Here is a 22,357-nt window from a genome sequence, read left to right as displayed (position 1 = left end):
GAGCGGGGGCCGAAGATGACCGCGAGACCGACCGGGCACTACGTGCTGAAGGACGACGGCCTGTACCTGCAGTTCGACCGCCTCTTCTACGCCCCCATCGAAGACGTCTGGTTCAGCCTCACGAACCCGAACGCCATGCGCGCCTGGATCGGCACCTACACGGGCAGCCCCGCCACCGGCGGAGTCCGGTTCCGCATGGAGGCCGAAGGCGAGGGCGAGTGGCAGAACGTCGCGATCCTCGAGTGCGCGCCGCCGTACCGGTTCACGGCCGACTCGGGCTCGGGGCCGACCGGCATCCGACTCTTCTGCCACCTCCTCGAGGCCGGCGGCATGACGACGCTCACGCTCGGCCAGCGACTGCACGACCCGTCGGAGGCCGCAGACATGGGGCCCGGCTGGGACTACTACCTCGATCGACTCGCGGCGGCACGCGCCGGAACGCCGCAGCCGGTCTGGGAGACCTACTACCCGGCGTTCTCGCCGCACTACCGCGAACTGGCGGTCCCCGGCGGGGTGCGCTGACCCTCGCGACGACGAGCGGAGGATGTCCCGTGCCCGGGACCTCCGCAACCCTAGACTTGCGCCGTGAAGAGCATCGAGCGGCGAGCCCGCGAGACCGAGGCCGCCCCCGGCTGGCGAGAGCGCCAGTCGAACCTGATGACGAACAAGCCGTTCCAGTGGGCGTTCATCGCGACCCTCGGCGTCGTGGTCGCGCTCGGCATCGCCACCGCCTTCGCGAGCATCTCGAGCGTCGTCTTCTCGGTGCTCGCCGCCGCGTTCATCACGCTCGGGCTCGACCCGCTCGTGCGCTGGTTCGAGCGCCGCGGCCTGAAGCGCGGCGCGGCCATCGTCACGGTCATCATCCTGTTCATCCTCGTGATCGCCGGGATGCTCTGGCTCGTGCTCCCCATCGTCATCAGCCAGGCGACGGCATTCATCAACAGCCTTCCCACGATGTACCAGAACCTGCAGACGCAGGACTGGTTCCAGGATGTGCAGTCCGGTTCGGGCGGCGTGCTCGGCGCGGTCTACAAGTGGGTCGTCGACACCATCAGCGACCCGAACTTCTGGGCGACCATCGGCGGCGGCGCCCTGAACGTCGGATTCGCGATCCTAGGCGGCCTCTCGAGCGCGTTCTTCATCTTCATCCTGACGATCTACTTCACCGCGACCCTCGACTCCTCGAAGCGGGCGATCTACACGCTCATCTCCGCGTCACACCGTGAGCGCGTCGTCGGCTACGCCGAGCGCATCATGCAGAACGTCGGCCGCTACCTCAGCGGAATGGTGGTGCTCGCCTTCTTCAACGCCGTCTACAGCTTCATCCTGCTGCTGCTCGTGGGGGTGCCGTTCGCACTCGTCATCGCCGTCGCCGCGTTCTTCATCACGCTCATCCCGCTCATCGGCACGGTGCTCACCACGGCGGTCATGACGGTGATCTCGTTGTTCGTCTCCCCGGTGGCTGCGCTCATCGTGCTCATCGCGATGCTCGTCTACATGCAGGTCGAGGCCTACATCCTCACACCCCGCGTGATGAGCAAGGCCGTGCAGGTGCCCGGCTCGATCGTGCTCATCGCGGCCCTCGCCGGAGGCACGCTCGGCGGACTCCCGGGCGCGCTCGTCGCGATCCCCGTCGCCGCCGGCATCCTGCTCATCATCAAAGAGGTCGTCGTGCCGAAGAAGGCGCTGAGCTAGCGCCTCGTCAGTTCCAGAGCGACGGCGCCGCCGCGCGCGTCGCCGGCAGCGCGACATCCTGACCCCAGCGTTCCATCCAGTCGGGGATCTCGTCCGCGTCCGAGACGCCGAGCGCCTCGACGATCTCGGACATCGGCACCGTGCCGCCCGCCTTCTTGAGGAACCGGGCGCGGATGAAGCCCTGCGCGTAGATCTCGGGCTCGCCGTCGGGCCCGGGCCGCACGTAGCGATGCTCCACGTAGACGGCCTTGTCGTCGTGGCCGACGAGGCGCGACTCGATCGTGAAGCGGTCCCAGAGCTGCAGCGACTTGCGGAAGGTGACCGTCTCGCTCGCGACGACGGGGTACCAGTTCTTCTCCCGCATCATCGCCCAGACGCCGTTGCGCACGAGCATGTCGAAGCGCGCGACATCCATGATCGAGAAGTAGACGCCGTTGTTCATGTGGCGGTTGATGTCGAGGTCGGTCGGCAGCGTGATGAAGTTCGTGCGGGCAACGTCCCAGTGTCCGAGGTCGGGCTTGCGGCGCGAGAGGAACAGCACGTGGAGCAGGGTGCGGAAGAACATGTGCATGATCCACGACTGTATGACGGATTCGTGGTGGATCATCCGACATTGGCGGAAGCCACAGTCACCGGAACGGATGCCGCGGCTCTCGTTGTGCGAGCCCGCGATGACTACCCGAGGGTGGTCGGCAGCCGGTAGCGCAGGTGCGTCGCCCGTGCACCCTGAATCGCGGAGACCGGCTCGAGCTCCACTCGATTCGGAGCCGAGTCGGGAAAGAGCCGGTCGCCGCCGCCGAGGAGCACCGGCACGATGTGGAGCAGTGCCTCGTCGACGAGTCCGAGGGCGAGCGCCTGCCGCGCGACATCCGCACCGCCGATGACGCAGACGGATGCCGCACTCGCGGCCGCGCTGGCCCGGGCGATCGCTTCGGCCACACCACCGGTGACGAACTCGTAGCGCGAGCCGCCGCGCACGTACGGCTCGTGAGGTCGACTCGTGACGACGAAGCACGGGCGCCCCTGGAACACCGGGTCGTCGCCCCAGACGGCCTCCCGGACATCGAGCGTGCGGCGGCCGAGTACGAATGCGCCGGTCGACTCGTAGAGCTTCGCGACGGCATCGCGATCGACCTCTTCGCCGGTGTCGCCGGTGCCGGGCGGCGCACCGGTGAACACCGAGTCGCGCATCCACGCGTGCACGCGCTCCCCCTCGAGCCCGAACGGATGCTCGAGACTCACGCCCACCGCCGCGGTGAATCCATCGACGGTCATCGTCATCTCGAGGAAGACGTGGGTCATCGGTCAGCGCTTCTCGGGCACGTGCCGCTCGTCGACGCCGTTGTAGACCGACAGCGGTCGGATGAGGGCGTTCGACGCCGCCTGCTCCATGATGTGCGCCGTCCAGCCGGTGATGCGGCTCGCCACGAACAGCGGCGTGAACGTGAGGGTGTCGAAGCCCATCAGGTGGTAGGCGGGGCCGGCCGGGTAGTCGAGGTTCGGCTTGATGCCCTTGCGCTCGGCCATCGCCGCCTCGAGGGCGACGTAGAGCTCGAGCAGGTCGGGCCGCTCGTAGTACTCGACCATGCGCTCCATCGCGTCGCGCATCGTCGGCACGCGGGAGTCGCCGTTCTTGTAGACCCGATGCCCGAAGCCCATGATCTTGCGCTTCTCGGCGAGGGCGGTGTCGAGCCAGGCCGCGGCGCGCTCCGCGCCGCCCGGGCCCGTGCCGATCTCTTCGAACGTGTGCATGACGGCCTCGTTGGCGCCGCCGTGCAGCGCGCCCTTGAGGGCGCCGATCGCACCGGTCACCGCCGAGTAGAGGTCGGCGAGCGTCGAGGTGATCACGCGCGCGGTGAAGGTCGACGCGTTGAACGAGTGCTCGGCGTAGAGGATCATCGACACGTCGAACGCGCTCACGACCGGCAGCTCGGGCAGCTCGCCGAAGGTCTGCCAGAGGAAGTTCGCCGAGAAGCCGAGGTCGCCGCGCGGCTCGACGAACTCGAGCTCGTGGCGGCGGCGCTGGTCGTAGGAGACGATCGAGGGCAGCTTCGCGAGCAGGCGGATCGACTTGTCGAGGTTCGCCTCGAGGCTGCTGTCGGGCGTCTCCGGGTCGCTCGCGCCGATGACCGAGACGGCGGTGCGCACGACGTCCATCGGGTGCGCGGTGAGGGGCAGCTCGTCGATGATGCGCTTGACCTCGTGGTCGAGGCCGCGGAGCGAGCGCTCGCGCTCCTCGAACTCGGCCAGCTGCGCGTCATCCGGCAGCTCGCCGTACCAGAGCAGGTACGCGACCTCCTCGAACGTCGCGGAGGCCGCGAGCTCCTGCACCGGGTAGCCGCGGTAGAGCAGCGAGTTCGACTCGGGATTCACCTTCGAGATGGCGGTGTAATCGACCGGCACTCCGGCCAGACCCTTGTAGATCTCTGGCTGCTCTGCCATGGGATGCTCCCTTGCTCGTTCCTCATGATCGCTGGGCGTCGGGCTCAGCGTGCGACGGTGAAGTTGAAGATACTCGTATCGAAGTGGTTGTAGCCCTCGTAGTCGATGAGCTCGTAGAGATCGGCGCGGTGCTGCATCTCGTCGAGCTTGCCGACGAGCGAGCCCGTCGCCTCGATCTCGTCGAGACCGCGAACGGCCGAGCCCATCGCCAGGCGCAGCAAGGACACCGGCCAGATGACGATGTTCATGCCGACGTCGGCGAGCTGCTGCACGGTGAAGAGCTCGCTCTTGCCGAACTCGGTCATGTTCGCGAGCAGGGGCACGTCGACCGCGGCGCGAACCGCCTCGAACTCGGCGAGCGATCGCATCGCCTCGGGGAAGATCGCGTCGGCGCCGGCATCGACGAGGGCCTTCGCCCGGTCGACCGCCGCGGCGAGCCCGTCGACCGCGGCGATGTCGGTGCGCGCCATGACGAGGAAGTTCGGGTCGCGGCGGGCGTCGACCGCCGCGCGGATGCGCTGCAGCGCGGTCGACTCGTCGACCACCTGCTTGCCGTCGAGGTGGCCGCACCGCTTCGGGTTGATCTGGTCCTCGATGTGGAGGCCCGCGAGTCCCGCGTCCTCCATCTCCTGCACCGTGCGGGCGACGTTCATCGGCTCGCCGAAGCCGGTGTCGGCGTCGATGATCGCGGGGAGCTCGGTCATGCGTGCGATCTGCTTGCCGCGGCCTGCAACCTCGGTGAGGGTCGTCAGGCCGATGTCGGGCAGGCCGAGGTCGGCGGAGAGCACGGCGCCCGAGATGTAGACGCCCTCGAAGCCCTTCTGCTCGATGAGCCGCGCCGAGAGCGGGTTGAACGCACCGGGGAAGCGCATGATCTCGCCGGTGGCGAGCCGCTCGCGGAAGAGCCGGCGCTTCTCGGCGGGCGTCGTCGTCGCGTACAGCATCAGAACAGCCCCTCCGGGATCTCGACGCCGACGAGTGCGCCCGGCGCCACCGTGAAGGTGAGGCCGCCGAGCTCGTCGGGCCCGAGCTCGGGCAGGCGCTGCGCGACGTCGAGGAATCGCTCGATCTCGTCGGGCGTGAGCGCCCACTCGGCGAGCGTGCGGAACTTCTGCACGTACTGCTCGCGGGCGAACGGCCGGGCGCCGAGCGGGTGCGCGTCGGCCACGGCGATCTCGTCGACGATCTCGCCGCCGTCGGCGAGCTTGATGACCACACGGCCGCCGAACGCCTTCTCGGCGATGTCGTTCGAGTGGTAGCGGCGGGTCCACTCCTCGTCTTCGACGGTCGTGACCTTCTTCCACAGCTCGACGGTGTCGGTGCGGTGGGCGCGCTCGGGCGAGTACGACTCGGCGTGATCCCACGTGCCGTCCTGCAGGGCGACGGTGAAGATGTACGGGATCGAGTGGTCGAGCGTCTCGCGCGAGGCATCCGGATCGTACTTCTGCGGGTCGTTCGCCCCGGAGCCGATCACGTAGTGCGTGTGGTGCGAGGTGTGCAGGGTGACCGACTCGATGCGCGACGGGTCGTCGAGGATCAGCGGGTACTCGTCGTGGAGCTTGCGGGCGAGGTCGATCCACGCCTGCGCCTGGTACTCGGCCGAGTGCTCCTTCGTGTACGAGTCGAGGATGGCGCGCTTGGCCTCCCCCACCTCGGGCAGCGGCACCTCGTAGGAGGCATCCGGCCCGTCGAGGAGCCACGCGATGACGCCGTCCTCGCCCTCGTAGATCGGCACGGGGCTCGTCTGGCCGCGCATCGCGCGGTCGACCGCCTCGACGGCCATCTTGCCGGCGAACGCGGGGGCGTGCGCCTTCCACGTCGAGATCTCGCCCTTGCGGGACTGGCGGGTCGCCGTCGTCGTGTGCAGCGCCTGGCCGATGGCCTGGAAGATCGTCTCCTGGTCGAGGCCCAGCAGGGTGCCGATGCCGGCAGCGGCCGACGGGCCGAGGTGGGCGACGTGGTCGATCTTGTGCTTGTGCAACGAGATCGCCTTCACGAGGTCGATCTGGATCTCGTACCCCGTCGCGATGCCGCGCACGAGGTCGCGCCCGGTGAGGCCGCGGTTCGCCGCGAGGTGCTGGGCGACGGCGACGATCGGCGGGATGTTGTCGCCGGGGTGCGAGTACTCGGCGGCCAGGAAGGTGTCGTGGAAGTCGAGTTCGCGGACGGCCACCCCGTTGGCCCACGCGGCCCACTCGGGGCTCGTGCGGCGGGCGGCGTCCGCGCCGAAGACCGTTGCGCCGTCGCCGCCGATCGAGACGGGGTGGGCGAGCGCCTGGCTGCGGGCCGAGACGACCGGGTGCCGCGCGATCGAGGCGGCCGCGACGGCCGCGTTGTCGATGACGCGGTTCACCACCATGTCGACGACGTCGTCGTCGAGCTCGACCGGGTCGGTCGCGACGCCGGCGAGCTTCCAGGCGAGCTGGCCCTCGCGGGCGAGGTTCTCGTCGCTGCGGTGCGTGCGAAGGTGGTGGAGGTGCATGGTGGCGGCCCTTTCAGAACTGTTCCATCGGTCAGGCTACGCGGTGCCCGTCTGGCTGACGAGACTCGATCGATGCGAGTGCGTGGCGAAGGCTCATGTGCAGGTGCACGTGGCTGGCGTGGGCGGCGAGCGAGGCGTCGCCGGCGATGATCGCCTCGACGATCAGGAGGTGCTCGGATGCCGCGGCGCGCAGCCGCTCGGGATTGTGGCGGGCCAGCCGCCGCACCCGTGCGGAGTGCAGGCGCGCGCTGCGGAGGGCCGCGACGAGCATCGGATTGGCGGTCGCGGCGTCGATCTCCTCGTCGAGCGCGTCGACGACGTCGTAGTAGGTGCGGAGGCCCGCTTCACCGGCATCGAGCAGCGCAGGGGCTTCGGCGAGACGATCGTGGAGTTCGGTGAACCGAGCCGGGTCGCGGCGCGTGGCCGCGAGCCGGGCCGCCTGCTCCTCGAGCGCCTCGCGCAGCTCGTAGAGCGCGGTGATGCTCGCGGGCGACAGCTCGCTGACCTGCAGCACCCGGGCGGAGGCGGCGGTCGCGAGGCCGTCGGCCTCGAGTCGGGCGAGCGCTTCGCGAACCGGCGTGCGCGAGACCCCGAGGCGGTTCGCCTGCTCGACCTCTGCGAGTGCGGCGCCGGGGGCGAGCACGCCGTCGAGGATCTCCTCGCGGAGTTCCCGGTACGCGCGTTCGCTGGCTCTCATGCTCAATCCTCCCCACTTATGTATACGCTGCGATGGAGGATCGCGCAAACCGTCGCTCAGCTCGCGCTTGATGTATACAAACGCTACGCCGGCCAGACCGGATCGAACCGGGCGTCGTCGAGCACGCGCGCTGCGAGGCCGGGTTCGACGGCGTCGAGCGTCGACGGATTCCATCGCGGGTTGCGGTCCTTGTCGATGACCTGGGCGCGGATGCCCTCCCGCAGGTCGTGCTGCTCGATGAACCACGAGACGAGACGGAACTCCTGCTCGAGGGCGTCTTCGAGGCTGCGCAGCGTGCGCGCGCGCCGCACGGATTCGAGCGTCACGGTGAGCGCGGTCGGCGAGAGGGTCTCGAGCTCGTCGGCGGCTGCGGCCGCGTAGGCGGTCGCCCCAGGGTCGAGCGGATGCAGCGGGAACGCGCTCGACGATGCATCCGAGGTCTCGAGACCCTCGCTGCGCTCGCTCCTCGACCCACGGTCGCCGGCGAAGGCGCGGAGACGCTCGATGATCTCGGCGACGGTCGGCGCCGAGTAGCAGGCGTCGACCCAGTCGCGGGCGAGGGCCAGCGCCGACGGGCCGGGCGTCTCGTCGAAGAGCATGACGATCTCGGCGGGGCTGCCCGGGTCGGCGCGCTCGGCGAGCGCCTGCAGGAGGTGCGGCAGGCGCTCGGAGGGCACGAAGAAGTCGGCGAAGCCCGCGTGCATGGCGTCGGCGGCGTCCATCGTGCGGGAGTTGAGGGCGAGGTGCACGCCGAGCTCGCCGGGCGCCTTCGCGAGCAGCCAGGAGCCGCCGACATCCGGGGTGAAGCCGATGCGGGTCTCGGGCATCGCGATGCGCGAGCGTTCGGTGACGACGCGGATCGAGGCGTGCCCGGCGAGGCCGATGCCGCCGCCCATCGTGATGCCGTCCATGATCGCGACGACGGGCTTCGGGTAGCGCGCGATCATCGCGTCGAGCCGGTACTCCTCGCGGAAGAACTGCCTGGCCTCAGCGTGGTCGTCGTTCGAGGCGTACGTGTAGAGCTCGCGGATGTCGCCGCCCGCGCAGAAGCCGCGCTCCCCCGCGCCGTCGAGCACGACGACCCCGACCTCGGAGTCGTGTCGCCAGAGCTCGAAGACCGCGGCGAGCTCGCCGATCATCTCGTAGCTCAGGGCGTTCAGCGCCTGCGGACGGTCGAGCGTGACGTGGCCGACACCGTCGGCGACGCTCGCGGAGATGTGGTCGCTCACGAGTGCCACCGTAGCCGTATCCGCCGACGGGTGCGGGTAGCATGCGGGAATGGTCCCCATGGAGAATCTCTGGGCGTTCGTCGTCGCGTCGATCGTGCTCATCGTGATCCCCGGCCCGAGCGTGCTGTTCGTGATCGGGCGTTCGCTCGCGCTCGGGCGGATCGGCGGTCTGCTCAGCGTGGTCGGCAACGCGCTCGGCATGGTGCCGCTCGTCGCCGCCGTCGCGCTCGGCGTCGGCGCGATCGTCGCCCAGTCGGTCGTGCTCTTCACGATCATCAAGTTCGCGGGTGCGGCCTACCTCGTCTACCTCGGCGTGCAGGCCATCAGGCACCGAGCGGATGCCGCGGCATCCGTCGATCGCAAGACGCCTCCGCGTTCGCACTGGCGCCAGCTGACCGAGGGGTTCATCGTCGGGGTCACGAATCCCAAGACGATCGCCTTCTTCGTGGCGGTGCTGCCGCAGTTCGTCTCGTTCTCGGCGGGATCGATCCCGCTGCAGCTCTTCGAGCTCGGCGTCGTCTTCATCGTGCTCGCCCTGCTGTGCGACTCGGTGTGGGCGCTGGCCGCGAGCGCAGCGCGCGGATGGTTCGCGCGCTCCCCGAAGCGACTCGAGCACCTCTCGGCGACGGGCGGCGTGATGATGATCGGCCTCGGCGGCGTGCTCGCGCTCAGCGGCAACAAGCACTGAGCACCGTGCGCTTCGACGCACCGCATGCCGAGGACGGTTCCGAGATGACGTTCGACCCCGAGCGACCGTTCGCCGACAAGCCGACGCTGCGCTCCGATCGGGCGTTGCTCCGCCCGTTCGAACCGGCGGACATCGAGGCGATGGGGCCGATCCTCGCCGACGCCGAGGTGCTCCGCCTGACCGGCAGCGTGCACAGCACCGCAGCGATCGCCGGTGAGCGCCCCGTCCTCGACGAGCGCACGCTCACCTGGTACGAGACACGGAACGAGCAGGTCGATCGCCTCGACCTGGCGATCATCGACGTCGTGACCGGCGCCTGCGTCGGCGAGGCCGTCATCAACGACTGGAACGACGGGAACCGGTCGGCCGGCTTCCGCATCCTCATCGGACCGGCCGGGCGCGACCGGGGCATCGGCTCGGCGGCGACACGCCTCATCGTCGATCATGCGTTCGCCGCGACTCCGCTGCACCGTCTGGAGCTCGAGGTGTTCGCATTCAACCCGCGCGCGCAGCGTGTCTACGAGAAGGCGGGATTCGTCGTCGAGGGCGTGCGACGCTCCGCACTGCGCTTCGACGACGCGTACATCGATGCGACCACGATGTCGATCCTGCGCCCCGAGTGGGCGGCGCGCGCCTGATCGATTCGTTCGACGAGGGGTGGCAACCCGACGTCCGCCTCACCTCACGGGTGAGGCGTGGGAGCCGACCGTCGGGCCGATGTAGTGAGCGACGCCGTCGAGCAGCCGCGCGAGGCCGAAGTCGAAGTTGTCGAACCGGGCGTCGACCAGCGCACCGCTGCCGAGCGTGGCGTGCAGTTCGGGGAACCGATCCTCGGTGACGAGCCGGCCGAGCAGTCGCGCCTCGGAGAGCACGATGCCCGAGAGCTGCTCACCCGCCTCGTCGGCGCGGTCGGCGTAGCCGCGCTCGACGAGCGCACGGAACCTGGCATGACCGCTGACCTGGAGGACGACGGCGACCCGTTCCTCCCGCGACAGCGTGGTGTCGGCGAGCGCAGCGAGTCCGGCTTCGAACCAGGCGAGGTTGTTCGGCGTGCTCGCGATGCCCGAGATCGTGATGTCCAGCATCCACGGGTGGCGTCGGTAGACGGCGCCGGATGCCTCGGCGTACGCCTCGAGCCCCGCCCGCCACCCCTTCGCCTGGCCGATCGATTCGGGCGGGACCCCCATGCCCGTCTCCTGGAGGAGGAGGAGGAGGGTCTCCTTCGAGGACACGTACCGGTAGAGCGACATCGCCGTGAGCCCGAGCGCTTGGGCGACCGCGGGCATGGTCACGGCGTCGATGCCGTCGGCGTCGGCGAGCATCACGGCGGCGTCGAGCACCTGGTCGAGGCTGAACTCCCGCTTCGGTCCGCGCTGCGGCGACGGCACCGTACCCCAGGCCAGCGCGATCGCCCTCGGCATTTCCGGACCCGCCGTGTCGTCGGCCACTGCCGCCCCTTCCGCTCTGCTCCAGCCAGCCTAGGGGCGGCCTCGATCAGACCGCCGACCAGCCGCCGTCGGAGGCGAGGATCACGCCGTTGATGTTCGCGGCCTCGTCGCTGGCGAGCCAGGCCACCGTGCCGGCGATCTGCTCGGCGGAGGCGGGAGCCGACATCGTCGCCTGCAGCACCGGGCCGGTGCGGGCTGCGCCGTATTCGGAGCGCCACGACACGTCGAGCCCGGTGACGACGGCCCCCGGCGCCACCGCGTTCGTGCGGATGCCCTGCGGTCCGTACATGAATGCGCTGCTCTTCGTCAGTCCGGCCACGGCGTGCTTCGACGCGGTGTACGCGGCACCGCCCACCGACCCGCGGAAGGAGGCCTCGGAGGCGATGTTGACGATCGCCCCCGCTCCCCGCTCGCGCATGAGCGGGACGACGGCGCGCGTCGTGCGGAGCACGGCGGTGACGTTGATGTCGAACACGCGCTGCCACGTGGCGTCGTCGACCTCGTCGGCGGGCAGGACGCCGTCCATGATGCCGGCGATGTTGGCGAGGATGTCGACCCTGCCCTCCGCTGCCTCGACGAGCTCGCGCACGGTCTGCTCCCTGGTCACGTCGCCGGCGACGGTGCGCACGTCGAAGTCGCCCAGCTCCCCCGCGAGCTCCTGCAGCCGATCGGCCGCGATGTCCGAGGCGATCACCGTCGCCCCCTCGGCGGCGAGGATCCGGGCGGCCGCTCGGCCGATACCGGAGCCCGCTCCCGTGATGATGGCGGTGCGGCCGCCGAAGCGGCCTGAAGCGATCTCGGTCATCGTCGTGCTCCTCGAGGGTCGTGTGAATTACTAGTACTGACGTAAACAGTATATGAATGCACCAGTTAAGCAACCCCACCCTCGTCCGACTCTCGGCGCCGACTGCAGCGACCTCACACGCGACCCGGAGCGAGCGCCCGTATGATCTCGGGGTGGCCCTCGCCAAGATCCTCCTCTACTACGCCTTCGCGCCGATCGCCGACCCCGACGCCGTGCGGCTGTGGCAGCGCGACCTCGCCGAGTCCCTCGGGCTGCGCGGGCGCATCCTGCTCTCGAAGGACGGCATCAACGGCACGCTCGGCGGCGAGATGGGCGCGCTCAAGCGCTACGTGCGCAAGACCCGCGAGTACCCGGCGTTCAAGCACATCGACTTCAAGTGGAGCGAGGGCACCGGCCTCGACGAGCAGGGCGCGAGCCTCGACTTCCCGAAGCTCAGCGTCAAGGTGCGCGACGAGATCGTCTCGTTCGGCGCACCCGGCGAGCTGCGCGTCGACGAGCAGGGCGTCGTCGGCGGCGGTGCGAAGCTGAGCCCCGACGCGCTGCACGAGCTCATGGCCGAGCGCGGCGACGACGTCGTGTTCTTCGACGGCCGCAACGCGCTCGAGGCGGCGATCGGCCGCTTCGCCGGCGCCGTCGTGCCCGACGTCGAGACGACCCGCGATTTCGTCGACGAGCTCGACTCCGGAAAGTACGACGAACTGAAGGGCCGCCCGGTCGTCACCTACTGCACCGGCGGCATCCGCTGCGAGGTGCTCTCGAGCCTCATGACGAGCCGCGGCTTCGGCGAGGTCTACCAGCTCGAGGGCGGCATCGTGCGCTACGGCGAGCGGTTCGGCGACGGCGGCCTCTGGCAGGGTTCGCTCTACGTCTTCGACGGGCGCGGCTCGGTCGACTTCAGCGACCACACCGCCGTGATCGGCACCTGCGTCGCGTGCGGCGCGCCGACGAAGCGCACCGCCAACTGCACGGATGCCGCGTGCCGCGCGCAATTCGTCGTGTGCGAGTCGTGCGACGCCACGACGTGCGCGAAGCACACGACGACGGCGCTGCTCGCGTAGCTACTCGACCGGCGCGGGCCCGGCCGGCGGCTCGGTGCCGGCGATGACGGCGACCGCGCGGGCGAGTTCGTCGCCGCTCGGCAGGCTTTCTGGGGACAGCAGCCAGAGGATGCCGAGACTCTGCACGAGCGCGAAGTCGAGTTTGGCGACGGCATCGACCTGCGCGTCGGAGAGCTCGGGGCGCGCAGCGCGCAGCTGCTCGGCGATGCCCAGGTAGCCCTCCCCCGCGGCCTCGGCGAGGTGCCGGCTGGCCTCGGGGTCCCGCAGCACGCGCACGGTGTTGTCGAGGCTCGCGAGCAGGGGCTCGCGGTTCGCCGCGAACACCTCGGGCATGCGGTTCCAGAGCTCGGCGAAGCCGTCGAGCAGCGGGAGCCCGGCAGTCTCGCCGACCACCGCCTCCATGCCGTCGCCGATGCCGTCGCCGAGCGACTCCATGAGCGCCTCGGTGATCAGCTGCTCCTTCGAGCCGAAGTGATAGCCGATCGCAGCGAGGCTCACGCCGGCAGCACTCGCGATGTCACGTGCGGTGGCCTTCGCGACCCCCCGCTCGACGATCACCCGGCGCGCCCCGGCCAGCAGGTCTTCACGATTGCCCATGCACCGATCGTACGCGAACGATTCAGACATTCGTACTAGACATCTGTCTCAACCAGCGTTAGACATATGTATAAGACAAACGTCCAACACACCGAAGGGCACGGCGATGACCACCACCGACACCACTCCGCACATCCTGATCTCCGGCGGCGGCATCGCCGGCCACGCACTCGCCCTGCAGCTCGTCCGCGGCGGCATCCGGGCCACCGTCGTCGAGCGCGCCGACGCACCCCGCCCCGGCGGCCAGGCCGTCGATCTCCGCGGAGCCAGCCGCGAGGTCGCCGAGCGCATGGGGCTCATGCCCGGCATCCGGGCGCGACTGCTGCACGAACTCGGCCTCTCCTACGTCGACGGCGCCGGCCGGGTGTTCGGCCGCATGTCGATGGAGGACTTCGACGGCAAGGGCGCGGTCGCCGAGATCGAGATCGCCCGCGGCGACCTCGACGAGGTGCTGCTCGAGTCGCTCACCGCGTCGGGCGAGGCCGCGCCGGGACTGCTCGCACTGCGCTACGGCGACCGCATCACCGCCATCACGCAGGACGCCGACGGCGTCGACGTCGCCTTCGAGCACGCCCCCGCCGAGCGGTTCGACCTCGTCGTCGGCGCCGACGGCGTGCACTCGGCGACCCGCCGCGTCGCCTTCGGGCCCGAGGAGGCCTACTCGACGTACCTCGGCGGCTACATGGCGTTCTTCACGCTGCCGACGCCCGCCGACGTCGAGCCGGGCTGGTTCTCGATGCGGTTCGTGCCGGGCGCGACCTTCGGCATCCGCCCCGACTTCGACCCGTCGACCTCCAAGGCGATCCTCACGCTGCGCGTCCCGCGCGACCCGGCGCTGCGCGGCGACCGGGCCGCGCAGGAGGCGCTCATCCGCCGGGCCCTCGAGGGCGCCGGATGGCACGCCCCCACGGTGCTCGCCGCCATGCCCGGGGCATCCGACTTCTACTTCGACGAGCTCGCGCGCATCGACGTTCCCGAAGCCGCGAACGGCCGGGTCGTGCTCATCGGCGACGCCGCAGCGTGCGGCTCGCCGATGTCGGGCATGGGCACCGCGACCGCGCTCATCGGCGCCTACCTGCTCGCCGCCCGCATCGCCGAGACGCCGGGCGACCCGGCTGCCGCCGCGAAGCAGTACGCGAGCGACATCGTGCCCTTCGCCGAAGCCGGCACGAAGCTCATGGGCGGCGGCATCGAGCGCATGGTGCCGGCGAACCGCTTCGAGGCGCTGATGTCGCGCGCCATGACGGGCCTCATGCTCTCGAAGCTCGCCCGCCCCCTCGTGAAGCGGATGTTCGCCGCGAACCAGACCGAGCTGCCCCTCCCGGTCGCGGCGACCGACCGGGTGCGCACCTCGCCGGTCGAGTAGCGACGAAGGAGCGTATCGAGACCCCGTCGGGCTGGTCTCGATACGCTTCGCTACTCCACCGACCGACCGGCCGTCAGGCCGGGCGGAAGCCCGTCGTCTCGGGCGGCGGCGCGTGCCGGATCATGAGGTGGCGCGTGACCGAGTAGTCGAGCATCGGCTCGATCGACATGTCCTTGCCGAAGCCCGAGCCCTTCACGCCGCCGTGCGGCGCCTCCGACGCGATCGGCAGGTGGTCGTTGACCCAGGTCACGCCGACGTCGAGCGACTGGCTCACGCGCAGGGCGCGCGAGACATCCGAGGTCCAGACCGACGAGGCGAGCCCGTAGGCGCTGTCGTTCGCGAGTGCGATGCCCTCGGCCTCGCCGTCGAACGGGAGCACGACGAGCACGGGGCCGAACACCTCGCCCTGCACGATCTCGGACGACTGCGCGGCGCCGACGAGCAGGGTCGGCGCGAAGTACGAGCCGACGCGGTCGATGGCGTGGCCGCCGGCGAGCGCCTCGGCGCCCCCGGCGACGGCACGGGAGACGAAGCCCGACACGCGCTCGAGGTGCGTCTTCGAGATGAGCGGGCCGATGTGGGTGTCGGCGTCCATCGGGTCGCCGGCGACGATGCCCGAGATGGCGGCGCGGAGCGCCGCGACGCCGTCGTCGTAGACCGAGCGCTCGAGGTAGACGCGGGTGGCCGCGGTGCAGTCCTGGCCCGTGTTGTAGGTCGCGCCGAGTGCGACGGCGTGCGCCATGGCGCCGAGGTCGGCGTCCGTGAAGACGATGACGGGCGCCTTGCCGCCGAGCTCGAGGTGCACGCGCTTGACACCTTCGACGGCGCCGCGCATGACGGCCTTGCCGGTCTGGGTCGAACCGGTGACGCTCACCATGTCGACCTCGCGGTGGGTGACGAGGGCCTGGCCGACCTCGGCGTCGCCGGTGACGACGCTGAAGATGCCGGCGGGCAGCCCGGCCTGCACGGCGAGCTCGGCGAACCGCAGGGTCGTGCGCGGCGTGGCCGGCGCGGGCTTGACGATCACGGCGTTGCCCGCGGCGAGCGCGGGGCCGGCCTTCCAGATCGCCATGATGAGCGGGAAGTTCCAGGGGGTGATCCCGGCGACGACGCCCACCGGGCGGCGCGTCATGATCGAGGTGTACCCGTTCGAGAGCGTGCCTGCGCCGGTGCCGTCGAGCGATCGGGCGGCGCCCGCGAAGAAGCGCAGGTTGTCGATGCCGAACGGCAGCTCGCCGTCGAAGGCGGTCGTCCACGGCTTGCCCGAGTCCTCGACCTCGAGCTTGGCGAGGTGCTCGGCGTCGGCCTCGAGCGCATCGGCGAGGCGGAGCAGCGCGAGCGAGCGCTCCCCCGGGGTCTTCGCGGCCCACTCGGGCTGCGCGGCGCGCGCGGCGGCCGCGGCCTCGTCGACGTCGGCGACGCCCGAGGCGGTGAACGCCGCGACCTCCTGCTCGGTCGCCGGATTCGTGATGACGGTGTCGCCGCCCGATCCGCTGCGGTACTCGCCGATGAAGGTGCCGGTGGTCATGGTGTTCCTTTCGGGCCGCGACGGACGCCGCGTGCCGGTGCTGCTCGGGAGGTGCTGCTCAGGAGTTGAAGCCGAGGCCGAAGCGGTCGAGAGTGCGGAGCCAGAGGTTGCGCCGCCCCTCGTGCGCGTCGGCGGCGAGGATCGAGTGCCGGGTGAACTGGATGATGGGATTGCGGAACGGCTCGGGCGGGATCGGGAACGGACGGCGGCGCACGATGTCGTAGCGCAGCCGCGACGTCGCCTCGCCCGAGAGCAGGTCGAGCGCGACATCCGCCGAGAACCGCGAGGCGCCCACGCCGAGGCCGGTGTGCCCGACGGCGTAGGCGATCCGCCCGCCGCGGGCGGTGCCGTAGGCCGCCGTGAAGCGCGTCGTCGAGTCGATCGGGCCCGCCCAGCGGTGCGTGAACTTCAGCCCGCCGAGCTGCGGGTACGTCTCGAAGAAGTGCCGCGCGAGGAGTTCGTGCGAGGAGTCGCGCTGCTCGAGGCTCGCGTCGACCTTGCCGCCGAAGTAGTACACGGCGTCCCAGCCGCCGAAGAGGATCCGCCCGTCGGCGGTGGGCCGGTAGTAGTGGAACTGGTTGCCGGCATCGGTGAGCCCCTGCCCCTCCGCCCAGCCGATCGACGCGCGCTGCGCCTCGGTGAGCGGCTCGGTCATGAGCACGTGGTCGTAGAGCGGCATGATGTACGAGCCGAGGCGCTTGAGCGGCGCCGGGTAGGCGGCCGTCGCGATGACCGCATGGCGGGCGTCGACGTGGCCGAGCGCCGTGCGCACGCGCACGCCGGCACCGTTGTTCTCGATTCCGGTGGCGGCGGATGCCTCGAAGATCCGCACCCCGCGACGCTGGAGTTCGGCGGCCATGCCCCACGCGAGTCGCGCCGGGTCGATGAGCACCGTGCCCGTGCGGTCGCGAAGCCCGCCGAGGTAGCTCGCCGAGTGCACGTCGGCCTGCACCTCGTCGCGCGACTGCAGCTCGAGGTCGACGCCGTGCCGGGCGCCGAGCTCCTGCGCCTCGCGGAGACCGGCGAGCTGCCACTCCTCGACGGCGATGGTGGTCTTGCCCGAGCGACGCAGGTCGCAGTCGATGCCGGCGGCCTCGATCGTGGCGATGAGCTCGGCGAGGTTGCGGTCGCCCTCCTCGGCGAGGGCGCCGACCTGGTCGGGCCAGATGGCCGTGCCGTGGGTGAGGCCGTGCGTGAGCGAGCTCGACACGAACCCGCCGTTGCGCCCCGTGGCGCCGTGGGCGACCCGATCGGCCTCGAGGATGACGACGGATGCGCCGGGGTCGCGTTCGAGCGCCCGCCACGCCGTCCACAGCCCGGTGAAGCCCGCGCCGATGACGACGAGGTCGGCCTCGATCCGGTCACTGAGCGGCCTGCCGGGGGCGGGCGCATCCGTCCGGTCCATCCAGTACGGCGTGGGAGCGGCGTCGGCGAGGGCGGCCGCCGCGGCATCCGTCACCTGCTGCGACCGGCTCACACGTGCTCCGACACCGCGACGCGCTCGATCACGTCGGCGGCGCTCGCGAGCCCGCTTCGCGAGCGGATGTCGGCGCCGACGGCGGCCGTGCGCTCGCGGAGCTCCGCGTCGCCGAGCAGGGTCTGCACGGCGGTCGCGAGCTCCTCGGGCGTGAAGCGGTACGGGTCGATGCGGAGGCCGAAGCCCCGCTCGTGCACGCGCTGGGCGTTGTCGTACTGGTCCCAGAAGAGGGGCAGCACGATCATGGGCTTGCCGAAGTGCAGCGCCTCGGTGGTCGTGTTGTTGCCGCCGTGCGTGATCACGAGGTCGGCGAGCGGCAGCAGCTTCGTCTGCGGCAGGAACTCGGCACCCCACATGTTGTCGGCGAGCTCGAACTCGTCGTGCAGCGGCCCCTTCGAGACGATGACGTTGACGGGCTGGTCGGCGAGCGCGGCGATGACGCGGCGCATGAGGTCGACGTCGGCGGAGCCGAGCGAGCCGAGGCTGAAGTACACGAGCGGCCGGGAGCCGTCGGTGAACGAGGCGGGCAGCTCGGGCACCTCGGTCTCGGTCTCGCGCACCGAGGAGTCGACGCGGTGCCACCCGTCGGGCAGCGGACGCTCGGCGTCGTAGTCGAGGGCCTCGGGGAAGACGTAGACGTTGGCGTCGCCGTGGTGGATGAACTCGAGCTCCGGCAGCGGCGCAGCGCCCTGCTCCTGCACCCAGGCGTCGTAGGCCTCCCAGAGCGCACGGTGCGTGCGGTCGTACTCTGCGCGGAACTCCGCCCAGCCGGCGCGGTCGTCGTCGGCGAGACCCGAGAAGGCGGGCGCGACGGCCTCGCCCGGCACCTCGAGCGGGTTGCACGACACGATGCGCACGAACGGACGGCCGGCGGTCTCGAGGGCCGGGAAGCTGAGCACGTTGTCCTCGATGATGACGTCGGGCTGCACCCGCTCGATGATCGCCTTCAGCTGCGGTTCGCAGTACTTCGCGCCGTCGACGAGGGCCTCCCAGATCGGCAGGATCACGGTCTCGAGCTGCTCGGCCGTCGTCTTGCGGAACTCGGGCGAGATCTCCTTGATGTAGTCCTTCCAGAACTGCCCGGCGTCCTGCTCGACGGCGTCCTCCGGGGCCGGGGCGAGGTCGACGAGGTCCTCCTCGAAGCCGAGGGCGGTGAGCTTGCCCTCCCATGAGCGCTCGGCGGCGAACACGACCCGGTGACCGCGGCGGAGCAGCTCGTTGCCGATGCCGACGCAGTTGTTCGTGGGCCCGTAGGCACTTTCGGGCATGAACAGGAACGTGCGGCGCTCTTCAGTCATCGGTGACTCCATTCGACAATTCCTTGCAGGTGGATAGAGAGAATTCTTCCGGGCTGGACCCATGTGTTTTCAAGTCAATTCGGCCTAATATTGACCATCGATGCAGACAATCTGTCTGATCTGGAGGGAGCACGATGGCCAGGCCGAAGCGCCAGGAGGAACGGCGCAGCCAATTGGTGGCTGCCGCGCAGCGCGCCATCGCAGCGCACGGCCCCGACGGGGCGCGACTCAACCGCGTCGCCGAGGAGGCGGGCCTGACCTCGGGCGCCGTGCTCTACTACTACCCCGACATCGACGAGCTCATGTTCGAGGCGAACCGCGCCGGCATGGAGCGGTTCTACGAGGAGCGCGTGCGCATGCTCGAGGCCCTCGACGACGACCCGGTGCTGCGCCTCACCGCCCTGCTCGACTGGGGCCTGCCGAGCGGGTCCGACGACACCGAGGTGCGACTGCTCTGCGAGCTCGGCGGTTCCGCCGGCCGCAACCCGCTCATGGCGTCCCTGCTCACCACGCTCTACGACCGTCAGGTCGGCATGTACCAGGTCGTGCTCGAGCAAGGCGCGGCGCGCGGCCACTTCGCCCTCGCCCAGCCCTCGCTCGTGATCGCCCGCAACCTGGTCGCACTCGAAGACGCCTACGGCTACCGCATCATCGCCAAGCACCCGACGCTCGACCACGCCGCGGCGCGCGAGCTCCTGCTCGCCTATGCACGACTTGCGACGGGTCACGCGCTCACGTCCTGAGGCGCAGGGGCCTCGGGGGCGGCGGGCGGCACCTCCGTGCTGTCGGATGCCTCGGAGGCCGGGCTCGCCTCGCGGGCGACTGCGGTCGCCCGCCCGAACCGCACCCCGACGCGCGCGCCGCGCTCGAGCCGGGTCGCGCCGTGCACCGTCGCGAGGAGCGGATCGGCGTGACCGGGCACCTCGACCGAGATGGTCGTCGCGCCGCCGAGGAAGTACGTGTCGACGACCGTGCCGGAGAGAGCGGCCCCGGCATCCGCCGTCAGCTCCACGTCTTCGGGGCGCACGACCGCCGTGGCAGGCGCGCCGGCCGTGAGGGCGTGCCTGGCGACGACGGAGCCGAAGCCGGGCACCTCGACGCCGTCGGAGGCGGCCGTGCCGTCGAGCAGGTTCGCCGTGCCGATGAACGAGGCGACGAAGCGGGAGGCCGGGTGCGCGTAGAGCTCCTGCGGCGAGGCGAGCTGCTCGAGCCGCCCGTCGCGGAGCACCGCGATGCGGTCGGCCATCGACATGGCCTCCTCCTGGTCGTGCGTGACGACCACGAAGGTGAGGCCCACCTCGTGCTGCAGGCGCTTCAGCTCGAGCTGCATCGACGCGCGCACCTGGCGGTCGAGCGCCGAGAGCGGCTCGTCGAGCAGCAGCAGCTTCGGCCGCTTCACGATCGCGCGGGCGAGCGCGACGCGCTGGCGCTGGCCGCCCGAGAGCTGCGTCGGCCGGCGCTTGGCGAGCGGGCCGAGCCCGACGACGTCCATCACGTCGGCGACGCGCGAGCGCACTTCGGCCGCACCGACGCCGTCGGCCTCGAGGCCGTAGGCGACGTTCTTCTCCACGCTCATGTGCGGGAAGAGGGCGTAGCTCTGGAACATCATGTTGACCGGCCGCTTGTGCGCGGGCAGTCGCAGCAGGTCTTCGCCGTCGACCTCGATGCGGCCCTCGGCCGGCGTCTCGAATCCGGCGATCGAGCGCAGCAGCGTGGTCTTGCCGCAACCCGACGGGCCGAGCAGGGCGAAGAACTCGTTGTGGGCGATGTCGAGCGAGACGCCGTGCAGTGCGACGGTGTCGCCGTACACGGCGCGAACGCCGTCGACGCGGAGCAGTGGGGCGGAGCTCATCGTGTGGTTCCTGTCAGTCGGGTCAGTCGTTGCGCCGCGATCACCGTCACGACGCTCACGAGGAGGAGGATGGTGGCGAGGGCGTTGACCTCGGGGGTCACGCCGAATCGCACCATCGAGTAGATGACGATCGGCAGGGTGGGCTGCGTCGGCGCCGTCGTGAAGAACGCGATCACGAACTCGTCGATCGAGAGGGTGAACGCGAGCAGGGCGCCTGCGACGATGCCCGGCGCGAGCTGCGGCAGCGTCACGCGCATGAACGTGCGCACCGCCCCGGCGCCGAGGTCGCGCGACGCCTCTTCGAGGCTCGGGTCGAGGTTCGCCATGCGGGCGAGCACGATGGCGGTCACGAACGCCGTCGCGAAGACGCCGTGCGCGAGGATCACCGAGTGCAGTCCGAGCGTCACGGTCGCGAGCGAGAACAGCGTGAGCAGTCCGATGCCGAGCAGCAGGTCGGGCAGGATCGCCGGGGCGATCGCGAACGCCCTGATGAGCCCGCCGCGGGTGTAGTGCTGGATGCCGTAGGCGAGCAGCGTGCCGAGCACCGTCGCGATGGCGGTGGCGCCCGTCGCGACGATCAGCGTGTTGCCGAGGCCCTGCATGATCTTCTCGTCGGCGAAGAGCTCGGGGTACCAGCGCAGCGAGAAGCCCTTCCAGACGAAGAGGTTCTCCGAGGCGTTGAAGCTCATGATCACGACGATGAGGATCGGCAGGTACAGGAACACGTAGCCGAGCCAGAGCGGCACCAGGATGCCCCGGGGCTTGCGGATCGCCCGCGGGCGGGCGGCGGGTTCGAGCTCCCGCATCGCCGTCGTCGTCGGCGCGGCCTGGTCAACCACGGCGCGGTCCTTCCGTGAGGCGGCGTGACACCGCGGTCTGCACGACGATGACGATGACGAGCAGGATCGTGAGGAGCAGCGCGAGCGTCGCGCCGAACGGCCAGTCGCGGGCCTCGAAGAACTGGTCGCGCACGAGGTTGCCGACCATGATCGTCTTGCCGCCGCCGATGAGCTCGGGGATGACGAAGTTCGACATCGCGGGCACGAACACGAAGATGCATCCCGTCAGCGCGCCCGGGATCGAGAGCGGCAGGGTGATCGTGCGGAACGCCCGCCACGGCGTCGCCCCGAGGTTCGTGGCCGCCTCGCGGAGCGAGGGGTCGAGCTGCTGCAGCGAGGCGTAGAGGGGCAGCACCATGAGCGGCAGGTACATGTACAGCAGCCCGACGACGATGGCCTGCGGCGTGTACAGCATGCTGATCGGGGCATCCGTGATGCCGAGGCCCTGCAGCCACTGGTTGACCCATCCGGCGTTGTTGAGCAGCAGGATCCACGCGTAGGTGCGGATGAGGAAGTTCGTCCAGAACGGGAGCACCACGGCGACGAGCGCGACGGTGCGCCACTTCGGCGAGAGCCCCGCGATCGCGTAGGCCATCGGGTAGCCGATGAGGAGCGCGAGCAGCGTCACGATGCCGGCGAGCACGATCGACTGCAGGATGACGCTGACATAGAGGGGTTCGAGGAGCTTCACCCAGTTGTCGAGGGTGAACTCGAACACGATCCCGCCGAAGCGCCCGCGCTTGAAGAAGGTGTAGAAGGCGAGGAGGCCAACGGGCAGCGCCATGAACAGGATCAGGTAGATCATGCCCGGCGCGAGGAACGGAACGGGGGCGGCCGGGTGGTTCGTCGAGGTCAC

23 protein-coding genes are annotated in these 22,357 nt (G+C 70.4%); 7 read left to right on the top strand and 16 right to left on the bottom strand.

Annotation, left to right across the window (positions count from 1 at the left end; all coding sequences use genetic code 11):
• Positions 1 to 15 precede the first annotated feature (15 nt).
• Positions 16 to 522 (top strand): SRPBCC domain-containing protein, encoded by a 507-nt coding sequence (locus ASE14_RS13110; RefSeq protein ID WP_056655200.1) that lies wholly within the window; start codon positions 16 to 18, stop codon positions 520 to 522.
• A gap of 63 nt (positions 523 to 585) precedes the next feature.
• A complete protein-coding gene (locus ASE14_RS13105; protein ID WP_056655197.1) occupies positions 586 to 1,695 on the top strand; it encodes an AI-2E family transporter in 1,110 nt (369 codons plus the stop codon).
• Between the two features lie 7 nt (positions 1,696 to 1,702).
• Here the strand turns inward: ASE14_RS13105 and ASE14_RS13100 are convergent, their stop codons facing one another.
• The 7 genes from ASE14_RS13100 to ASE14_RS13070 all read right to left on the bottom strand — a co-directional run bounded on the left by ASE14_RS13100 (position 1,703) and on the right by ASE14_RS13070 (position 8,545).
• On the bottom strand, positions 1,703 to 2,266 hold the full coding sequence (locus tag ASE14_RS13100) for a thioesterase family protein (protein ID WP_056656380.1): 564 nt from the start codon (positions 2,264 to 2,266) through the stop codon (positions 1,703 to 1,705).
• 104 nt (positions 2,267 to 2,370) lie between these two features.
• Complete coding sequence (locus ASE14_RS13095; RefSeq protein ID WP_056655194.1) at positions 2,371 to 2,997, bottom strand: dihydrofolate reductase family protein; 627 nt, start codon at positions 2,995 to 2,997, stop codon at positions 2,371 to 2,373.
• 3 nt (positions 2,998 to 3,000) lie between these two features.
• Positions 3,001 to 4,137: a bifunctional 2-methylcitrate synthase/citrate synthase gene (locus ASE14_RS13090; RefSeq protein ID WP_056655191.1), complete on the bottom strand. Its 1,137-nt coding sequence runs from the start codon at positions 4,135 to 4,137 to the stop codon at positions 3,001 to 3,003.
• Between the two features lie 44 nt (positions 4,138 to 4,181).
• Complete coding sequence (gene prpB / locus ASE14_RS13085; RefSeq protein WP_056655188.1) at positions 4,182 to 5,081, bottom strand: methylisocitrate lyase; 900 nt, start codon at positions 5,079 to 5,081, stop codon at positions 4,182 to 4,184.
• Positions 5,081 to 6,619 carry an MmgE/PrpD family protein gene (locus ASE14_RS13080; protein ID WP_056655186.1) on the bottom strand — a complete coding sequence of 513 codons (1,539 nt, stop codon included), beginning with the start codon at positions 6,617 to 6,619 and terminating at the stop codon, positions 5,081 to 5,083. Before ASE14_RS13080 ends, prpB begins: the two co-directional genes overlap by 1 nt.
• A 31-nt stretch (positions 6,620 to 6,650) precedes the next feature.
• Positions 6,651 to 7,316: a GntR family transcriptional regulator gene (locus tag ASE14_RS13075; protein WP_056655184.1), complete on the bottom strand. Its 666-nt coding sequence runs from the start codon at positions 7,314 to 7,316 to the stop codon at positions 6,651 to 6,653.
• An 83-nt stretch (positions 7,317 to 7,399) separates the two neighbouring features.
• A complete protein-coding gene (locus ASE14_RS13070; protein ID WP_056656376.1) occupies positions 7,400 to 8,545 on the bottom strand; it encodes an enoyl-CoA hydratase/isomerase family protein in 1,146 nt (381 codons plus the stop codon).
• A 49-nt stretch (positions 8,546 to 8,594) separates the two neighbouring features.
• On the opposite strand from ASE14_RS13070, the gene ASE14_RS13065 reads away from it, so the two are divergent.
• Both ASE14_RS13065 and ASE14_RS13060 read left to right on the top strand, forming a co-directional pair.
• Entirely contained in the window at positions 8,595 to 9,233 is a 639-nt protein-coding gene (locus tag ASE14_RS13065; RefSeq protein WP_056655181.1) for a LysE family translocator, read from the top strand.
• A gap of 44 nt (positions 9,234 to 9,277) precedes the next feature.
• On the top strand, positions 9,278 to 9,871 hold the full coding sequence (locus ASE14_RS13060) for a GNAT family N-acetyltransferase (RefSeq protein ID WP_056656372.1): 594 nt from the start codon (positions 9,278 to 9,280) through the stop codon (positions 9,869 to 9,871).
• A 39-nt stretch (positions 9,872 to 9,910) separates the two neighbouring features.
• Here ASE14_RS13060 and ASE14_RS13055 read toward each other — a convergent pair whose 3' ends face one another.
• Entirely contained in the window at positions 9,911 to 10,681 is a 771-nt protein-coding gene (locus ASE14_RS13055; protein ID WP_157372975.1) for a TetR/AcrR family transcriptional regulator, read from the bottom strand.
• A gap of 46 nt (positions 10,682 to 10,727) precedes the next feature.
• A complete protein-coding gene (locus ASE14_RS13050; protein ID WP_056655175.1) occupies positions 10,728 to 11,486 on the bottom strand; it encodes an SDR family NAD(P)-dependent oxidoreductase in 759 nt (252 codons plus the stop codon).
• 152 nt (positions 11,487 to 11,638) lie between these two features.
• Between ASE14_RS13050 and ASE14_RS13045 the strand changes: the two genes are divergently transcribed.
• On the top strand, positions 11,639 to 12,544 hold the full coding sequence (locus ASE14_RS13045; RefSeq protein WP_056655171.1) for a rhodanese-related sulfurtransferase: 906 nt from the start codon (positions 11,639 to 11,641) through the stop codon (positions 12,542 to 12,544).
• Here the strand turns inward: ASE14_RS13045 and ASE14_RS13040 are convergent, their stop codons facing one another.
• A complete protein-coding gene (locus ASE14_RS13040; RefSeq protein ID WP_056655167.1) occupies positions 12,545 to 13,141 on the bottom strand; it encodes a TetR/AcrR family transcriptional regulator in 597 nt (198 codons plus the stop codon).
• A gap of 106 nt (positions 13,142 to 13,247) precedes the next feature.
• Between ASE14_RS13040 and ASE14_RS13035 the strand changes: the two genes are divergently transcribed.
• Positions 13,248 to 14,507 carry an FAD-dependent monooxygenase gene (locus ASE14_RS13035; protein WP_056655165.1) on the top strand — a complete coding sequence of 420 codons (1,260 nt, stop codon included), beginning with the start codon at positions 13,248 to 13,250 and terminating at the stop codon, positions 14,505 to 14,507.
• Between the two features lie 73 nt (positions 14,508 to 14,580).
• On the opposite strand, the gene ASE14_RS13030 is transcribed toward ASE14_RS13035, so the two are convergent.
• From ASE14_RS13030 to ASE14_RS13020, 3 genes are read right to left on the bottom strand one after another with little or no spacing between them, the layout of a single operon-like run.
• Positions 14,581 to 16,035: an aminobutyraldehyde dehydrogenase gene (locus ASE14_RS13030; RefSeq protein ID WP_056655162.1), complete on the bottom strand. Its 1,455-nt coding sequence runs from the start codon at positions 16,033 to 16,035 to the stop codon at positions 14,581 to 14,583.
• Between the two features lie 58 nt (positions 16,036 to 16,093).
• Entirely contained in the window at positions 16,094 to 17,512 is a 1,419-nt protein-coding gene (locus ASE14_RS13025; protein ID WP_235511336.1) for an FAD-binding oxidoreductase, read from the bottom strand.
• Complete coding sequence (locus ASE14_RS13020) at positions 17,509 to 18,810, bottom strand: glycosyltransferase (RefSeq protein WP_056655159.1); 1,302 nt, start codon at positions 18,808 to 18,810, stop codon at positions 17,509 to 17,511. Before ASE14_RS13020 ends, ASE14_RS13025 begins: the two co-directional genes overlap by 4 nt.
• A 134-nt stretch (positions 18,811 to 18,944) precedes the next feature.
• Here ASE14_RS13020 and ASE14_RS13015 point away from each other — a divergent pair, with 134 nt between their 5' ends.
• Entirely contained in the window at positions 18,945 to 19,553 is a 609-nt protein-coding gene (locus ASE14_RS13015) for a TetR/AcrR family transcriptional regulator (RefSeq protein WP_056655154.1), read from the top strand.
• Here ASE14_RS13015 and ASE14_RS13010 read toward each other — a convergent pair.
• Genes ASE14_RS13010 through ASE14_RS13000 form a run of 3 tightly spaced genes read right to left on the bottom strand, consistent with a single transcriptional unit; the run spans position 19,535 to position 22,357 of the window.
• On the bottom strand, positions 19,535 to 20,662 hold the full coding sequence (locus ASE14_RS13010; protein ID WP_082600667.1) for an ABC transporter ATP-binding protein: 1,128 nt from the start codon (positions 20,660 to 20,662) through the stop codon (positions 19,535 to 19,537). The two genes, ASE14_RS13015 and ASE14_RS13010, sit on opposite strands and share 19 nt — an antisense overlap.
• The gene (locus ASE14_RS13005) at positions 20,659 to 21,501 is read right to left on the bottom strand and encodes an ABC transporter permease (protein WP_200953325.1); all 843 of its coding nucleotides are present in this window, start codon (positions 21,499 to 21,501) and stop codon (positions 20,659 to 20,661) included. The genes ASE14_RS13010 and ASE14_RS13005 overlap by 4 nt, the downstream gene beginning before the upstream one ends.
• A complete protein-coding gene (locus ASE14_RS13000; protein ID WP_056655151.1) occupies positions 21,494 to 22,357 on the bottom strand; it encodes an ABC transporter permease in 864 nt (287 codons plus the stop codon). Before ASE14_RS13000 ends, ASE14_RS13005 begins: the two co-directional genes overlap by 8 nt.

The organism is Agromyces sp. Root81, assembly GCF_001429165.1.
Classification (GTDB): domain Bacteria; phylum Actinomycetota; class Actinomycetes; order Actinomycetales; family Microbacteriaceae; genus Agromyces.
Note: the sequence above shows the minus strand (reverse complement) of the source record. Positions and strands in the feature narration are given on the sequence as shown.